Here is a 16303-nt window from a genome sequence, read left to right as displayed (position 1 = left end):
CAGGGTCTCTTGAGATGATTGAAGCCACGTCACCGTCGGAGCAGAGCCTGCAGCAGTTGTACCGCGAGCACCGCGGCTGGCTGGAAACCTGGCTGCGCCGGCGCATGGGCAACGCGTGGGATGCGGCTGACCTGAGTCAGGACACCTTTCTGCGCGTCCTGTGCAACGCACCGCCACTGGCCGAGTTACGCGAGCCGCGCGCGTATTTGCTCACTGTCGGCAAACGCCTGCTGAGCAATTTCTACACGCGACGCCATCTGGAAAAAGCCTACCTCGACGCCTTGGCGCAAATGCCGGAAGCGTGCGCACCGTCGCCGGAACAGCGCTGGTTGCTGCTGGAGACCTTGCAGGCGCTGGATGAATTGCTCGATGGCTTGCCGCGAGCGGTGCGCCGGGCATTTCTTTGGAGTCAACTCGAAGGCCTTGGCTACCGCGAGATCGCCGAGCGCTTGCAAGTTTCTGAACGGACCGTCAAACGTTACATGGCCCAGGCGTACGAGCATTGCCTGCTGGTGGAGCTGTAATGCGCGTTGCCCCCAGCGAGGAAACGCGGGAAGTAGCACGAGCGGCGGCGCAATGGCTGGCCTTGCTTGAATCCGGCGGTGCCAGCGATGAAGATCACGCGCGATTGCAGCATTGGCGTAGCAGCGACAGTCGCCACGAGAACGCTTGGCAGAAAATCCAGCAGCTTCGCCAGCGTTTCGCAGGTTTGCCGCCGACACTGGCCATGGCCACGCTGGACCGGCCGGATCCGGCGCGGCGCGCGGCGCTCAAGCGTGCTTTGGGCGTGGCCGCGCTGGTGCCGGCGGTGTGGTTGATCGGACGCGAACTGCCGCTGGAAGTGTGGCGCGCCGATATGCACACCAGTACCGGTGAGCGGCGCAAAGTGCAATTGGCACAGGGTTCTTCATTGCAACTCAACACCGACAGCGCGGTGAATGTCGATCTGCCTGCACGTCAGTTGACGCTGATTCGTGGGGAAATGGGACTCAGCGTGGCGGGCGATGCGGCCTTTATCGTCAACGCGCCTTATGGGCGGATGATCGTCAATCACAGCGACATCTCGGTGCGCCTGAATGCACGCAATTGCCAGGTCTGCGTGCTGCGCGGTTCGGTGCAATTGCAGCCGCTGCACGGCCCGGCGCTGGTATTGAAGCAGGGCCAGCAAGTCAGCCTGCAAGCTTCGGGCGCGGGAGCGGTGACGGCGTTCGATGCATTGATGCCGGGTTGGCGCGACGGCGTGCTGATGGCGCAAAACCAGCCGCTGGGTGATTTCCTTCGCGAGCTGAGTCGCTACCGCTCGGGTGTGTTGCGCTGGGATCCGGCGCTGGAATCGCTGCGCATCACCGGCAGTTTCCGCCTCGACGATACCGATCAAGTGCTGGCACTGCTGGCAGCCAGTTTGCCCGTCGACGTGCAAACGCGAACGCGATTTTGGGTGTCACTGGTACCGCGTGCAGAAAAACTGGCTGAAGCCTGTCCCTTTTTTCGCCTCGCTGGTCATTCCAGGCAAGTGAACAAAATCGAGAGCTTCTTCCAATGCCCGCAGTATTTCCAGGTCGTTTGCGTCCGTTGTTGCAGTTGAGCCTTTTGCTGAGCCTGAGTGCCAGCCCCGTGTTGATCCAATCGAGCTGGGCCGACGACGGCAGCCGCCGCAGTTATCAGGTGCCGGCCGGTAGCCTGAGTGCGGCGCTGACGCGTTTCGCCGGTCTCGCCGGGGTCAATCTGTCGGTGGATCCGGCACTGGTCAGCGGCCGCAACAGCAATGGTTTGTCCGGTGAATATGGCGTGGAGGAGGGGTTCAGCCGGTTGTTGCTGGGCTCTGGTTTGCAGCTGCAGCCGGTCGGCGATCAGGCTTATACGCTGGTGCCTGCGGCAGAAGGCAGCACCTTGCAGCTTGCGCCTACCTCGATTCTTGGCGCGAGCGACTCGGCGGATGCCGACGTGTTTGCCGGCGGTCAGGTCGCACGGCGTGGCTCGCAAGGGCTGCTGGGCTCCAGGGATTTTATGGAAACCCCGTTCAGCATGACCACTTACACCAGCGAAACGGTGAAAAACCAACAGGCGCGCACGCTGGGCGACCTGATCGGCAGCGACCCTTCGGTGCGCGCAACCAACCCGGCCGGTGGCCGCTACGAGCAATTCACCATCCGTGGTTTCAGCCTGTTCAACAGCGACGTTTCCTACAACGGCCTTTACGGTGTCTTGCCGACGTACACCATCGACATGGAGATGGCTGATCGCGTCGACATCCTCAAGGGCCCAAGCCAATTGATCAACGGGATTTCGCCACGGGGCAGTGTAGGAGGGGGATCAACGTCGTGCCGAAACGCGCGACCGACAAGCCGATTACCTCGCTGACGGCCAATTACGCCTCGAACAACCAGGTCGGCGGCGCGGTGGATGTCGGTCGGCGCTTTGGCGAAGACAATCAGTTCGGGGTGCGCTTCAACGGGGTTAAACAGTCCGGGGATACCGAATGGGATCATCAGAGTGTCGATCGCGACATGGCAGTAGTCGGTCTGGATTTCCGTGGTGAACGCTTGCGACTTTCCACCGATATCGGCCACACCGAGCGCGACACCGACGCACCGCAGGAACGCGTGCAAGTCGCCGCCAATGCCAAGGTGCCGAACGCCAACGATGTGCGCGACAACTATGCGCAACCCTGGAGCCAGGCGCGCACCAAAGACACGTTCGGGACGGTCAACGGCGAGTTCGATGTCAGCGATTCGGTCATGCTGTATGGCGGCGTCGGCGCACGCAAAAGCAATCACGACTTCTTGCGCCATGCGGTTTCGGTGACTAACGATGCCGGTGACTTTAGCGTCCAGCCGCGAGATTTCACCCGCGACGAAAACGTTCGTACGGCTACCGCTGGGGTGCGTAACTGGTTCCAGACCGGGCCGGTCAGCCATGAGGTGAACCTGGCGGCCAACTACTTTTATATGGACTTCGAAAACGGCGGCGCGCGTTATGCAGCGGGACGCAGCAATCTCTACGATCCAGTGGAAATCGCCAGACCCGGCACACCGACCCGCAATGACGCCAAGGTCTACACAGAGAACCGCTTCAGCGGCGTGGCCTTGTCCGACACGCTCGGTTTCTTCGACGATCGTCTGTTGCTGACTCTGGGGGCGCGCTGGCAGCGGGTCAAAGTCGACGACTGGAGCGACGGCATCAAGGGCGACACGGCTTACGATGAGGAAAAAGTCTCGCCGTCGGGCGGAATTCTGTTCAAGGCAACCGACAAACTTTCGCTGTACGCCAACTACATGGAAGGTCTGAGCCAAGGCAAGATCGCGCCATCAACGTCAATCAACGAAGACGAAATCTTCCCGCCATTCATCAGCCGCCAGGTCGAAGTCGGGGCCAAGTACGACGCGGGCGCATACGCGCTGACAGCAGCGGTGTTCCGCATTAAACAACCGGCGTACGAAACCAACGCCACCACGCGAGTCTTCGGCCCGAACGGCAAGCGCGAGAACAACGGCGTGGAACTGAGCGTGTTCGGCGAACCGCTCAAAGGCTTCAGGTTGCTCGGCGGTGTGATGTACATCGATAGCGAACTGAGCCAGACCACCAACGGTACGTTCGACGGCAATCGCGCACCGGCGACACCCAAATACAACGTCAACCTTGGCGCGGAGTGGGATGTGCCAAACGTGCAGGGGCTGACCCTGACCAGTCGCGGGATTTACTCGAGTTCGCAGTATCTGGATCAGTCGAATGATAAAGACATCGACTCCTGGGAACGGTTCGACGTAGGCACACGCTATGCTTTCAAACTGGATGAGAAGACCATTACCTTGCGCGCCAACGTCGAAAACGTGCTGGATAAACGCTATTGGAGTTCGGCGGGTGCATCGGATGACAGTGAGCCGGGGTTGACGCTTTCGACGCCGCGAACGTATCTGATGTCGGCAACGGTGGATTTTTAGTGGAGCGGGGGAAAATCGTCGAATGTCGTCGAAAATACGTTAACTCCACTAAATGACCGTTTAGTTGAGCTAAACAAAAATACGGGAAACATGCCGGGAAGGCCATGATTCAGCGTAAGCCGAATGCTACAGATGTGATTGCTGCGCTGAATCTACAGCCTCATGTCGAGGGCGGTTATTACCGCAGAACCTATCAAGCTGATCACCGTGATTACCTCGAAACGCAGAGAGGCCCGCGATATCTGCTGACTTCGATCTACTATCTGCTCACTGAGCAATCGCCGGTGGGCCAGTTTCATTTCAACCAGTCCGACATCCTGCATTATTTCCACCTTGGCGACGCCATCGAATACCACTTGATCCACGCAGATGGCTCATTGCAAACGCTGGTGATAGGCAGCGATGTTTTGGCTGGTCAGCAACTGCAGTTGCACGTACCGGGTGGAATTTGGAAAGCCTCTCGGTTACTGGAAGGCTCAAACGGCTTTGGCTTGATCAGCGAAGCGGTTTCGCCTGGGTTTGATTTTGCCGATATGGAAATCGGTGATCGCACAAAACTGACGACGCAGTTTCCGCAGCATCGAGCGCTGATCGAAAAGCTGACGCGTGATGATGGATGAGAGTTGGAGAATGCAGGTTGTAGGGACAGCTGGTTTTGAAGCGGCAACGCAGCTTCAAATCTCTCGGGCGACCGCGCTAATCTTGTTATACTTTGTTGCGTGTAATGTATATTATGTTAAATCATGGATGCGAATGGCCTCAGGCTTTATGTCAGCCTTTCGTAATTACTGGACGGAAATGTCTTTATGGAAAGCTTGAGCAACGCCTTCTGCACTGCCCACACGCAGACCTTCAACGTATCGATTGGCGGTAGCGATGACAGCGTTGTACTCGGAGGTTGGTACCGCCTTGATGTTCTTTGACATGGTTCTCTCCTTTCATTGGGCGACGTAAAACACACGTCGCCAAACGCGCTCAAATGCTCAAGTGGTCGGATGGGTGTGGTAAATCTTGCTGACGATCGTCCACTTGCCTTCTACCTTCAGCAGATTGAAGAAGTCGGTGAATCGATATCCCGAAACATTGTCAGTATCAATGCGCGCACTGGCGGCAGTGCCTACGATGTCGATGCGAACGATCGCGGCTTTGGCTTCGGGAGATGGGCGGAAAGAGTTGTCGATGACGTCGTACAGATTCTGGATCGCGCCGCCGACGAGCTTGTCGCCGTCGACGCCAAACATGGTTGCTTGCTCATTGAACGCGGGCTTCATCACAGTGCTGTCAGCCTTGGCACCACCTTCGTTGTACTGACTCAGAACAGCAACGATCGCGTTGTATTCCTGGACGTAAGTTGGATTGCTCATGATGTACTCCTGGTTGCATGTTGCGGTGACCGTTTTGGTCACTCGGGCACGGGAAACTCAAACCACAATTACCAATCCTGGCGAGTCGGCGAGATGATCAAATCGTTGACGGTGACATTTTCCGGTTGGTTGAGCGCGTATATCACTGCGCGGGCAATATCGTCCGGCGCAATGGCAATCCGGTTCAGCTCTTGGGCAGCCTTACGCCCTTCAGGATCACTGACCTTGTCCGCCCAGCCGGTATTTATCACGCCTGGGCTGACGGTGTTGACGCGGATGCCATGCTGCACACCCAACTCCTTTCGCATGGATTCGGTCATGGCCTGGACGAAAAACTTGGTTGCGCTGTAAACACCCGCCGCCGGGCCGACCTGGTGACCTGCAACGGAGTCCATGTTGAGAATCTGCCCGGTTTTCTGTTCGAGCATGAATGGCAATACAGCAGCAATAGTGTTGAGGTAGCCCTTGATGTTCACATCAATCATCTTTTCCCAATCCTGCACGGCCAGATCGACCCAGTTGGAAAAAAGCATCAGGCCGGCGTTGTTGACCAGGATGTCCACTGCGCCATAGGTGTCTTGTGCAAACTTCGCGAGCGCTTTGGTTTGATCCAGATGGGTAACGTCTGTGGTGAAAGCGACCACGTCGCTCCCGGCCTCACGCAGCTCGGCAACAAACGCTTCCAACCCAGCCTGATCGAGTGCTGCTGCCACGACGCGAGCGCCATGCGCGGCCAACGCGCGGGTGGTGGCAGCGCCAATGCCGGAAGACGCGCCAGTGACAATAGCAACCTTGTTTTGCAGATAAGTCATATTTGAGTACCTCTTGTGCGGCGAAATTTTTTCGCGACGAAGCCTCCCCGCGCCGAACTGACGCAAAGGGAATCTCCAATTAATTGGAGTTGGCCGTTGGCCAATCGATGTAGCCCTTGGCGCCTCCGCCGTAATAACTCTCGCGCGGCGCTATGCTCAGCTCGAGACCCCGACGCAGGCGCTCTACCAAATCGGGGTTGGCAATGAACAATCGACCAAACGCCACGGCATCAATCCGCCCTTGCGCCCTGCGCTCCCGCGCCATTTCCAGGTCATAGTTGTTGTTGCCAATGTACGGCCCTTCGAACTGCGCACTCAGCGCGTCCAGATCCACCCCTTCAGGAACGGTACGAGAGGTGGCTGTCGCGCCTTCGACGAAATGCAGATAGGCCAAGTTGAATCTGTTCAACTGCTGAATGAGGTGACCGTAGGTCGCCATGACGTTGCTGTCTGGAGGCGTGTTACCTGCATCAGGAGTTACTGGTGAAAGGCGGATGCCGACCCGGTCACTGCCCCAAATTGCGACCACGGCTTCGGTGACTTCGAGTGTCAGTCGTGTCCGATTTTCGATAGAGCCGCCGTACTGGTCAGTCCGTTGGTTGGTGGAATCACGCAGGAACTGGTCGAGCAGATAGCTGTTGGCAGAATGGACTTCCACACCGTCGAAACCGGCTCGCTTGGCATTTTCTGCCGCATGCCTGTACTGCTCGATGATCCCCGGGATCTCTGAAGTCTCAAGCGCCCGAGGCATGGACACTTCGATCATGCCATTGTTGGTATAGGTCGTACCTTCGGCCTTGATTGCTGAGGGCGCGACCGGCGCTTCGCCGTTTGGCTGCAACTCAACGCTGGAGAAGCGACCTACGTGCCATAACTGGCTGACGATTTTCCCGCCGGCCGCATGCACTGCGTCAGTGACTTTTTCCAGCCTGCCACCTGCTCCTCGGACCAGATACCGGGCGTCATGGCATAGCCACGCCCCTGAGCAGAAATGTTCGTGGCCTCGGCGATGATCAGGCCCGCGCTGGCCCGCTGGGCGTAATAAGTGGCATGCATTTCGTTCGGCACGCCGTCGTCAGCCATTCGACTGCGAGTCACTGGCGCCATGACAATTCGGTTAGCCAGTTGCATCGCCCCCATCGTCATGGGGAAAACAGGTCGGTGTCTGCGGCAATATCAATCATAAAAACTCCAAATGAATAGACCGGTCGTCTAGTTGAAAACTTAAAAAAACCGCCCCTATGCCAGCAGGCGCTTGCTTGTGATCAGTCCGGTCGGCTAGTGACCTTGCTCAGTATCGGATGAACGACTAGACGCTAGACGCTGGTTGAGCCCGCGCAGGTTCCAGTTGCACCCTTTCCCACTTCGCAATCACCAGCGGTGCGATGGCATTACCCAGCACATTCAGCGTAGTGGTGCCGCTGTCGATGATCCTGAAAATGCCGGCAATCAACGCCACGCCTTCCAGTGGCAATCCGGCAGACGCCAATGTCGCGGACAAAATGATGATGGCAAAACCCGGCACCCCTGCAGCGCCCTTCGAAGTCAGCACCATCGTTACCACTAACAGAATCTGCTGCGATAACGTCAGATCGATGCCATAGAGCTGCGCCACGAAAATCGTCGCCACACCGAGAAAAATCGATGCGCCATCCAGGTTGAACGCATAACCCACCGGCACCACAAAACTGACGATCCGACGCGGTACACCGTAGTTCTCCAATCGCGTCATCAACTGCGGCATGACGGCGGCTGACGCGGCACTCGAAAACGCCAGAATCAGCTCATTGCGAAAGTACCGGATCAACTTGAAAATGTTTTCTCCAATCAAATAGCAAATGCCGCCGAGTATCACCAACGCGAAAACTATCAGCGCCAAATACACCACCCCTATTAGCTTGAGCAACGGCAACAATGAGGCGAAACCAAACGTCGCCACGGTCGCGCCGATCATTCCAAACACACCGATCGGTGCGTAGGCCATGACGATTGAAACAACCTTGAACATCGCATCGGAAAGGCTCTGAATCATCGCAATGAAAGGTGCGCTTTTGTCTTCGGGTAGAGCATTCAATGCCAGGCCCAGCAACACTGCAAAAAACAGTACTGACAGCAACTTCGCTTCTGACATGGCAACCAGCACATTGTCAGGGACGATGTTCTGCAAGATTACTAATGCGCCTTTGGACGGCTCCAGAGCGATCGATGCGGTACCGTGCGAAATACCGGAAATGTCGGTGCCCGTACCCGGCTCGAAGACGTTGGCAAAACATAAGCCGATGACAATGGCCAAGGCCGTAATTGCAAAAAAGTAGCCCAGCGATTTTATCCCCATGCGGCCAAACGATTTGTTATCGCCACCGCCTGCGATGCCCAGAATCATGCAACAGAACACAATCGGTACAACCACCATCTTCATCATCTTGATGAAGATATCTCCGAGCGGTTTGAGGATCTCCGAACTCACCCATGTCTGATAATGCGGATGCGTATTGAAGTACCAACCGACAAGCACGCCAAGCAACAGCCCGGCAACGATTTGCCACACCAAGGGAATACGTTTCATGTCTAGCCTTTTTGTTGGAGTGAAAGGTCTGCGTCTATTCGCAGTTGCTAGAGTCATGAGCTTCCAGCTCATTTGAGATCAAATGGCACAACGCCGTTGTGCCATGGCTGTTGTTATCTGGCGAAGAGCTGGCTCATATCCTTGAAAGCCTTGAACTCAAGAGCGTTGCCGCACGGATCAAACAAAAACATGGTGGCTTGCTCGCCCACTTGGCCTTTGAAACGAATGTACGGCTCAATCACGAATTCAGTACCAAACGACTTCAGGCGTTCGGCGAGTGCTTCCCACTGTTCCCAACCTAAAATGATGCCGAAGTGCGGAACTGGAACATCGTGTCCGTCAACTGGATTGCTATGCACGCTTTCCTGCGAAGCGGTTATTGGATGTTCGTGAATCACCAGTTGGTGACCATAAAAATCGAAATCTACCCACTGCGTGCTGGAGCGCCCTTCTTCAAGACCAAAAACCTCACCGTAAAAGGTGCGAGCTGCAGCCAGGTCGTAAACAGGGATTGCGAGGTGGAATGGCGAGAGGCTCATCAGTACTCCAAATATTTTTGTTGGTTGGCGAACATTTCCACCGTCATTGACTCTCTGGATTAAGCCGTTTGCCGGGGATGGGAAACATCGTAGGACGGGAAGCCAAACATAAAAAACAATATATATTTCTTAGAAACACAATTAATATTTGTGAATGATCAAAGAACTGAAGACACTCATTGCTGTGGCGCGGGAAGGCACATTCGCCGCTGCTGGCAACAAGATCGGCCTGACTCAGGCCGCTGTGAGCGCGCAAATCCAGCGCCTGGAAGCCGAGCTCGGGTTCGAAATTTTCGACAGGAAAGGACGCTCTGCCCATCTCAACAAAATGGGCCACCAGATACTTCTGCAGGCGCAGGAGCTGCTGAGACTTTATGACAATCTGGGCTCTACAACGCCGGGCGAGCCTCCCAGCGTGCTGGTCAACATCGGTGCGATCGCGTCCGTGCAGCGCTCCTATTTGCCCGATGCGCTTGCGAAGTTTCACAAACAGTGTCCGCAGTGCCGCACACGTGTCATACCAGGCCTTTCAATGGAGATGGTGAACCTCGTCGACGCCGGCGAGATCGACATGGCCGTCATCATTCGCCCGCCCTTCTCCCTCCAAAGTGACCTGCGCTGGACGACATTGGCGCTAGAGCCCTACCGACTGATCGTGCCACGTGACCTAGAGGGAGAAGACTGGTCAGAAATGCTGTCCAGCCAGCCATTCATTCGCTATGACCGATCATCCTTCGGCGGCAGGCAGGTCGATCGTTTCCTGCGGCAGATGCATTTCACCTTGCAGGAAGTTTGCGAACTGGATGAACTGGAGGCCATCATCAAGCTGGTTGAAAAAGGTGTAGGCATAGCGCTGGTGCCACAGACGGAATTCCAGCAGGAATGGCCCGCAGGCGTACGAGCGATCGATTTGGGACAACACACCTTTCACCGGGATATCGGGCTGGTGCATAGGTCTCGACAGAGTTTTACGGAGCCTGTGCGAATTTTGGCTCAGCTTATTAGTGATCAGGTAACAGCAATCTCCAAATAAGAGCCTCAAAAAAAGGCCCTAATAGGGCTCTTTTTCACTCAATCACCAAATCACTTGCTCAGCCAAGATTCAACTGTCAAAGCGCCGTGCTTTTGGCCATAGGTCATAGCCATTGATCACCAACTGCTTTGGCGCAAGCTCCTTAAGATAGTGATCCATCGATTCGTAGATCGAGTAGCGTCCGCACATGCTGTCACCCGTCGAATTGTCGTACCTATGAGATTGACCGCAAGCGAACCAAATCGTTAACTGTATGCATGTACAGTTAACCTCCTAAGGCTTGCATCATGAGCATCACCCTCCTCGGCCCACTCGCTACTGGCGGTAAGAAGCTGCCACTTTATTCATCCAAGGTACCAGCGGGCTTCCCTCTCCTGCGGCTGATCATATCGAAAAGCACATTTCCCTGGATGAGCTGTTCGATATCCGGGCGCCGCACGTGTACCTGGTAAAGATAGATGGAGACAGTATGCAAGGCGCGGGTATCTATTCCGGGGATATGGTGATCGTCGATCGAAGCATCGAAGCGGTCAGTGGCGATATCGTTATCGCCGCGTTGAATTCGGAACCGTTCTGCAAGCGCCTGCTTCTGCGCGAGAACGCCGTGATGCTTGTGTCAGAGAACCCAAGATATCCGGCGAGACATGTCATGGAAGGCGATGAGCTTGTGATCTGGGGCGTTGTGAAATACAGCGTGCGCGATCATGACAACACGTGAGCCTGTCTTCGCCCTGATCGACTGCAACTCGTTTTACGCGAGCTGCGAGCGAGTCTTTAGACCGGACCTCGCCAAGACACCTATTGTGGTGCTGTCCAACAACGACGGCTGTGTGATCGCGCGTAGCTACGACGCCAAGCCTTTCGTGAAGATGGGCCAGCCGTACTTCCAGATCAAAGACCATCTACGCCGGCATGGAGTGGTGGCATTCAGCAGCAATTACGCTCTGTACGGTGACATGAGCGAGCGCGTCATGACGATCATCGAATCGATGGTGCCGGCACTTGAGGTCTACAGCATTGATGAAGCATTTGCTGATTTGACTGGCATGCCTGGAGATCTGTCCGCGTTCGGCAGGCACATGCGCTCCACCCTTCTCAAGCGCACAGGCATTCCAGTCGGGGTGGGTATTGCCGGCACCAAGACGCTGGCGAAGCTCGCAAACCATACCGCCAAAAGGCTGCTGGATATCACCGGCGGTGTGGTCGATCTCTGCGATCCGTTCAAACGGGACTGGACGCTGCGCAACACCGATGTCGGCGAAGTCTGGGGCATTGGCAAGCGGATGAAGGCTCACCTGGAAACGATGGGCATTAAGACCGCGATGGACTTGGCAAAAGCCGATCCGTGGATGCTTCGCCAGAAATTCAGCGTGGTGATCGAGAAGACTGCTCGCGAGCTGGCCGGTACACCATGTCTAGAACTAGGGAAGCTGACCCACCGAAGCAGGAGATTTGCTGCAGCAGAATGTTCGGTATGCGGCTGACACAAATCGAGCCAATCAAGGAGGCCGTCGCCACCTATACCCAGCGTGCGGCGGAAAAACTCCGAGTGCAAAACTCGCTGTGCAAGAAGATCCGCGTGAGCATACGCACCGGCATGTTCAATCCCGAAGAAGCGAAATATGCGAATGGCGCCTTGGTGGAGTTGCCGTACCCGACCAACGACGTGCGGCTGATGACGAAGGCTGCGACCGAAGCGGTCAATCGTCTCTTCCGTCCCGGCTACAAATACAGCAAGGCGGAAGTGCTGCTGATGGATTTGCGACAACCCGGCGAATTCACTGATGACCTGTTCGCCCATTCGCAACCCGTGATAGCGGACAAGGTGATGAGCGTTCTGGATGAGATAAATGGCCGCTGGGGAAAGGGAGTGCTGCGTTTAGCCAGCGTGCCTGCAGCGCCTGGTTGGACGATGCGTCGCGAACTGATGAGTCAGAGTTACACGACGAAGTTAGATCAGCTGTGGACGGTGAGAGCCAAGTAGCGATCACGAGAGGGGTATCTACCGCCGGAGAAACGAGCAGCCTTGAACGGCTGCTTACGGCCAAAGCGGACACTAGGCGATTGCCGTCGCTGGCCATTCCGTAGCGGATCTACATTGGAGTTTATTGTGAGCAGATGGCTAACGAAGCGTCACAGCTGATCAAGGTCTTTAGTAGCCTTACTGAACGCTTCAGTCATACCGTCGATCAACTCCCATTGCTCTCGCTCAGCACCCTGAGACGCTGGTATTGCTTGATCCAAAGAAATATTCCCCCACCCAGGAAGCTAGTCGCCCCTGTGAGAACAAACCACCGTGGGTACGAGATAGGGTCTGTAGCCCATCTTCCGGTTGATGCCCATACCTCAGTACCTGGGCGCCTACGATGGCAACCCCGCCCACTTGAATCCTCTAGTGCCCAAGGAATCGGCAAAGCGCTACGTCGAATAGATGGGAGGTAACGCCAAAGTGCTTGAAGCCGCCCGCGTGGCCTACGACAAGGGCGAATACCGCTGGGTCGCCGAGCTGCTGGATCAGGCCGTGCTCGCCAAACCCGACGACACGGCCGCCAAGGAGTTGCTGGCCTGCGCATTCGAGCAAATGGGCTATCAGGCGGAGTCGGCGACCTGGCGCAACAGCTACCTGACCGCGGCCATGGAGCTGCGCAACGGCCCGCCGATTAAGGGCGTGAAACAACCACACTGATCTGTAAAAAGTCCATGGAATAGGCTAGCGCTGTCGGCTGTCGGCTGTCGGCTGTCGGCTGTCGGCTGACGGCTGGCGGATGACGGATGACGGCCGACAGCGCACCAGCGCAAATTCGATGCATCATTGATCTTTCGCGCCGCACCCAGTAAAAAACTGTCTTCCCTTTCCACCCTTGCAAGGAGCTGCGGATGCTTGAGCTCACCACGCAACGCCTGGACCTGCGCACGATGGTCGAATCCGACTGGCCGCTGTTCCTCAGGCTGCATTCGGAGCCGCAAACCATGCAGTATGTGTTCGGTGAAATCGCCGAGGACCAGGTGCGCAAAGGCTTCGAGCATCGGCTTCCGGCCTGGGGGCCGCAGTCGGATCACTGGTTGTGTCTGGTGGTGATCGACAGGGCCAGCGGGCAGGAATTGGGTGTGACCGGATTCCGCATCCTCTCGCCGGGGCATGCCGAGGTGGGTTGCCTGCTGTTGCCCGAGCATCAGGGCAAAGGCTTTGGCACCGAGTCGCGGCAGGCGATCATCGACTATGCCGCGGACATCGGCCTGGACTCGTTGGAGTCGACCGTGACCGACGGTAATATCGCGTCATGCAAGGTTTTGGAGAAATGCGGGTTTGTATTCGAGCGCCGCGTGCCGCAGGCCTATCAGATTGGAGATCGGTGGTTTGACGACCTGATCTACCGCTATCAAATCAGCTGACCGGTTTTATCAGCGACCGCCAAGGAGGCCCTCCTCGTGAACCCTTATCAGTGCCTGCCACCCCGCGCTTTCTGGCGCACCGCCGTGGCTGACAAGCCCGCGCTGAACATCGATCGACTGTGGACGCCACAATTCGAGATCGGCAACAAGGACGCCATCGTCACCGCCGGCTCGTGTTTCGCCCAGCACATCGGCCGGGCGCTGGGCGAACGCGGCATGAACTGGCTGGATGCCGAACCGGCCCCGCCCGGACTGCCCGAAACCGACTGCAAGGCCCGTAATTATGGGGTTTTCTCGTTTCGCACCGGCAATCTGTACACTCCGGCGATGCTGTGCCAATGGCTGGAATGGGCGCTCGGCGTGAGCCTGCCACCCGACGAAACCTGGGCCCATGACGGGCGTTTCTTCGACCCGTTCCGGCCCGCCGTGGAACCCGACGGCTTTGCCAGCGAGGACGCACTGTTCGCCTCGCGCGAAGCCACCCTCGATGCCATCCGCACCGCCCTGCGCCGCGCCAAAGTGTTCGTGTTCACCCTGGGCCTGACCGAAGCCTGGCAGAACCGCCAGACCGGTCTGGTGTATCCCGTGTGCCCCGGCACCGTGCGCGGCACCTTCGATCCGCAGTTGCACTGCTTCTGCAACTTCGGCTTCATGGACACCTATGGCGACATGGTCAGGGCGCTTGAATTGATGCGTTCGATCAACCCGCAACTGCGTCTGCTGCTCACCGTGTCGCCGGTGCCCCTGACGGCAACCGCCACGGGCGAGCATGTGTTGAGCGCCACCACCTATTCCAAATCGGTCCTGCGCGCCGTTGCCGGGCAGCTGTGCGAAGACCTGCACGACGTCGACTATTTCCCCTCCTACGAAATCATCACCGGCACACCTTTCAAGGGCGCGTTCTACCAACCCAACCAGCGGGAGGTCACGCCTGAAGGCGTGGCATTTGTCATGCGGCAGTTTTTCGCCGGGCTCGATGCGGTTCAACCGCTGCAGGCGCCGACCAGCGTTGCCTCCACCTGCGTGTCCAGTGAGGAGCTTGTCTGTGAAGACGCCGTGCTCGATTACTACGCCTAGGTTTCTGCTGCTGGGCGATTCCCATGCCAGGGTCATCGGCAAGGCGGCGCAGGCCCGCGAGTTGCCTTTGAGTGGCGGCCCGCTGGGCACCGGCCGGGATTTCGCGGTGGATTTTTTCAGCCTGACCCGTCATGACGTGGTGTTTCGGGACGTCGAGATGGAGCGCTTGTATCGTCAGGCCCTTGAGCCATTCGAAGTACCGCAACTGGCGAAGGTCGGGGTGCCGCTGGTGAGTACCATCGGCCTGAGCCTGCACTATCTCGCCACCGCGCCGAACTGGACCTGCTACCAGACGCCGGACGGCGAATTCGACGAAGGTTTTCTCAGCGGGCCGCTGTTCGAGTCCATCATCGACACCTTGTCCCGGCCTGCGCTGGCGTTCTATGAACAGGCCCGGGCGCTGAACCTCAAGGTGTTCGCCGTACTGCCGCCGCAGCGGGTGCCGGAGCTGTCCGACCCACGCGTGTTCATGGCCGCGCAGGCGCTGCTGATCGAGCGCCTGCAAGGACTCGGCATCGAGCTGATCGACGTGCGCGCTGCGGCGAATGATGAGCTGGGTTTTCAGCTTCCGGCGTACTGCGAGGTGGATGACCCGTTGCACGGGAATCTGGCGTTCGGCGAGTTGATCGTCGAGCAACTGCTCAAACAAGGTCTGTGAATGAGCGGTGGGAACGGCGCCCGCTCCCACCGATTTTTAGACTCAAGCCTTGGGCTGCGTCCCCAGAATCGTCACCCGCTCGCCATACCGCGAGTGCGGAAAATAATCCCAGACCGCGTGGTGCTGTGTGCAGCGGTTGTCCCAGAACACCAGGCTGTTCGGCGCCCAGCGCACGCGACAGCTGACGACCGGTTCGCGGGCGACCAGGTCAAACAGCATGTTCAACAGTACCTGGCTTTCACCGTCAGACAACTGGACGATGTGCGAGGTGAACCCGGAATTGACGAACAGCGACTTGCGCCCGGTTTCCGGGTGGCGAACCACCACCGGGTGTTCGGTTTTCGGCAGATTGGCCGGCGCCTCATAGCCCTTCCACGGAATCGCACCGTCATGGATCGCGGTCAATCCGCCGAGAAACTGCTGCATCGTCGGCGACAGCATTTCCAGCGCCAGGTGCATGTTGGCGAACAGCGTGTCTCCACCGGTGCCGATGGCCGGGGTTTCCTTGACGTACAGCATCGAGCCCATGGACGGCGCCAGATCGGCGGTGCCGTCGGTGTGCCAGGTTTCGCCGGCAACGTAGCGCGATTGCGCATTGGCGCGGATCACCACCAGCTCCGGGTCATCGCCGTCGATGTCTTCCACCGGCAGGGCCCGCAGCTCACCGAACAGCCGGCCAAACGCCTTGTGTTCGTCGACCGTCAGGTGCTGATCGCGGAACACCACCACGTGGTTCTCCAGAAAGGCCCGGCGGATTTCCGTGAGCTGCTCGTCGCTCAGCGGCTGCGAAAGATCGACGCCGCCGATCTCGGCGCCGATGATCGGCGTGATCCGCTCGACCGTGATGTGCTGATACGGCGCGCGCCGTTCGGCGGCGATGCGCTCGATTGCCTTGAGTGCCAACTGATCCATGTTCCCTC

At 57.6% G+C, this 16303-nt stretch carries 12 protein-coding genes and 6 pseudogenes; 11 read left to right on the top strand and 7 right to left on the bottom strand.

All coding sequences use genetic code 11. From position 1 onward, the window contains the following. The first annotated feature begins 14 nt into the window (after nt 1-14). The 4 genes and pseudogenes from LJU32_18695 to LJU32_18680 all read left to right on the top strand — a co-directional run bounded on the left by LJU32_18695 (nt 15) and on the right by LJU32_18680 (nt 4561). Nucleotides 15-524, top strand: a complete 510-nt coding sequence (locus LJU32_18695; GenBank protein ID WKV87666.1) for a sigma-70 family RNA polymerase sigma factor — start codon at nt 15-17, stop codon at nt 522-524. Beyond that, on the top strand, nt 524-1585 hold the full coding sequence (locus LJU32_18690; GenBank protein ID WKV87665.1) for a FecR family protein: 1062 nt from the start codon (nt 524-526) through the stop codon (nt 1583-1585). Before LJU32_18695 ends, LJU32_18690 begins: the two co-directional genes overlap by 1 nt. Continuing rightward, nucleotides 1540-3941 (top strand): annotated as a pseudogene (locus tag LJU32_18685) (TonB-dependent receptor). The gene LJU32_18690 and the pseudogene LJU32_18685 overlap by 46 nt, the downstream one beginning before the upstream one ends. 104 nt (nt 3942-4045) lie before the next feature. Continuing rightward, nucleotides 4046-4561: a cupin domain-containing protein gene (locus LJU32_18680; protein ID WKV87664.1), complete on the top strand. Its 516-nt coding sequence runs from the start codon at nt 4046-4048 to the stop codon at nt 4559-4561. Between the two features lie 180 nt (nt 4562-4741). Here LJU32_18680 and LJU32_18675 read toward each other — a convergent pair. From LJU32_18675 to LJU32_18650, 6 genes and pseudogenes are all read right to left on the bottom strand, one after another. Further along, nucleotides 4742-4867: pseudogene (locus LJU32_18675) on the bottom strand (nuclear transport factor 2 family protein). A 57-nt stretch (nt 4868-4924) separates the two neighbouring features. Next, complete coding sequence (locus tag LJU32_18670) at nt 4925-5305, bottom strand: nuclear transport factor 2 family protein (protein WKV87663.1); 381 nt, start codon at nt 5303-5305, stop codon at nt 4925-4927. A gap of 68 nt (nt 5306-5373) precedes the next feature. After that, nucleotides 5374-6117 carry an SDR family oxidoreductase gene (locus LJU32_18665; protein WKV91147.1) on the bottom strand — a complete coding sequence of 248 codons (744 nt, stop codon included), beginning with the start codon at nt 6115-6117 and terminating at the stop codon, nt 5374-5376. 79 nt (nt 6118-6196) lie between these two features. After that, nucleotides 6197-7301 (bottom strand): annotated as a pseudogene (locus LJU32_18660) (alkene reductase). A gap of 125 nt (nt 7302-7426) precedes the next feature. Beyond that, on the bottom strand, nt 7427-8683 hold the full coding sequence (locus LJU32_18655) for a cation:dicarboxylase symporter family transporter (protein WKV87662.1): 1257 nt from the start codon (nt 8681-8683) through the stop codon (nt 7427-7429). Nucleotides 8684-8796: 113 nt separating this feature from the next. Then, nucleotides 8797-9222 (bottom strand): VOC family protein, encoded by a 426-nt coding sequence (locus LJU32_18650; GenBank protein WKV87661.1) that lies wholly within the window; start codon nt 9220-9222, stop codon nt 8797-8799. Nucleotides 9223-9376: 154 nt separating this feature from the next. Here LJU32_18650 and LJU32_18645 point away from each other — a divergent pair, with 154 nt between their 5' ends. The 7 genes and pseudogenes from LJU32_18645 to LJU32_18615 all read left to right on the top strand — a co-directional run bounded on the left by LJU32_18645 (nt 9377) and on the right by LJU32_18615 (nt 15383). Then, complete coding sequence (locus LJU32_18645) at nt 9377-10255, top strand: LysR family transcriptional regulator (protein ID WKV87660.1); 879 nt, start codon at nt 9377-9379, stop codon at nt 10253-10255. Nucleotides 10256-10542: 287 nt separating this feature from the next. After that, a pseudogene (gene umuD / locus LJU32_18640) lies at nt 10543-10973 on the top strand (translesion error-prone DNA polymerase V autoproteolytic subunit). Continuing rightward, a pseudogene (gene umuC / locus LJU32_18635) lies at nt 10960-12239 on the top strand (translesion error-prone DNA polymerase V subunit UmuC). Before umuD ends, umuC begins: the two co-directional pseudogenes overlap by 14 nt. Before the next feature lie 351 nt (nt 12240-12590). Next, nucleotides 12591-12941, top strand: a pseudogene (locus tag LJU32_18630) (hypothetical protein). A gap of 191 nt (nt 12942-13132) precedes the next feature. Then, the gene (locus LJU32_18625; protein ID WKV87659.1) at nt 13133-13648 is read left to right on the top strand and encodes a GNAT family N-acetyltransferase; all 516 of its coding nucleotides are present in this window, start codon (nt 13133-13135) and stop codon (nt 13646-13648) included. A gap of 36 nt (nt 13649-13684) precedes the next feature. Further along, nucleotides 13685-14725, top strand: a complete 1041-nt coding sequence (locus tag LJU32_18620; protein WKV87658.1) for a GSCFA domain-containing protein — start codon at nt 13685-13687, stop codon at nt 14723-14725. Further along, on the top strand, nt 14694-15383 hold the full coding sequence (locus LJU32_18615; protein WKV87657.1) for a hypothetical protein: 690 nt from the start codon (nt 14694-14696) through the stop codon (nt 15381-15383). Before LJU32_18620 ends, LJU32_18615 begins: the two co-directional genes overlap by 32 nt. A gap of 42 nt (nt 15384-15425) precedes the next feature. On the opposite strand, the gene LJU32_18610 is transcribed toward LJU32_18615, so the two are convergent. Beyond that, nucleotides 15426-16295 carry a TauD/TfdA family dioxygenase gene (locus tag LJU32_18610; GenBank protein ID WKV87656.1) on the bottom strand — a complete coding sequence of 290 codons (870 nt, stop codon included), beginning with the start codon at nt 16293-16295 and terminating at the stop codon, nt 15426-15428. Between the last annotated feature and the right edge of the window lie 8 nt (nt 16296-16303).

Origin of the sequence: Pseudomonas sp. B21_DOA (genome assembly GCA_030544685.1) — a bacterium.
In the GTDB taxonomy this organism is placed as follows: Bacteria; Pseudomonadota; Gammaproteobacteria; order Pseudomonadales; family Pseudomonadaceae; genus Aquipseudomonas; species Aquipseudomonas fluorescens_AO.
The sequence above is the reverse complement of the archived record's forward strand: the minus strand, read 5'-3'. Positions and strand labels throughout refer to the sequence as shown.

What these genes read in the sequence shown, in the direction of transcription:
- LJU32_18610 (WKV87656.1), bottom strand. Translation starts at nt 16,295, where the DNA reads ATGGATCAGTTGGCACTCAAGGCAATCGAGCGCATCGCCGCCGAACGG.
- LJU32_18655 (WKV87662.1), bottom strand. Translation starts at nt 8,683, where the DNA reads ATGAAACGTATTCCCTTGGTGTGGCAAATCGTTGCCGGGCTGTTGCTT.
- LJU32_18665 (WKV91147.1), bottom strand. Translation starts at nt 6,117, where the DNA reads ATGACTTATCTGCAAAACAAGGTTGCTATTGTCACTGGCGCGTCTTCC.
- LJU32_18670 (WKV87663.1), bottom strand. Translation starts at nt 5,305, where the DNA reads ATGAGCAATCCAACTTACGTCCAGGAATACAACGCGATCGTTGCTGTT.
- LJU32_18680 (WKV87664.1), top strand. Translation starts at nt 4,046, where the DNA reads ATGATTCAGCGTAAGCCGAATGCTACAGATGTGATTGCTGCGCTGAAT.
- LJU32_18690 (WKV87665.1), top strand. Translation starts at nt 524, where the DNA reads ATGCGCGTTGCCCCCAGCGAGGAAACGCGGGAAGTAGCACGAGCGGCG.
- LJU32_18645 (WKV87660.1), top strand. Translation starts at nt 9,377, where the DNA reads ATGATCAAAGAACTGAAGACACTCATTGCTGTGGCGCGGGAAGGCACA.
- LJU32_18625 (WKV87659.1), top strand. Translation starts at nt 13,133, where the DNA reads ATGCTTGAGCTCACCACGCAACGCCTGGACCTGCGCACGATGGTCGAA.
- LJU32_18695 (WKV87666.1), top strand. Translation starts at nt 15, where the DNA reads ATGATTGAAGCCACGTCACCGTCGGAGCAGAGCCTGCAGCAGTTGTAC.
- LJU32_18650 (WKV87661.1), bottom strand. Translation starts at nt 9,222, where the DNA reads ATGAGCCTCTCGCCATTCCACCTCGCAATCCCTGTTTACGACCTGGCT.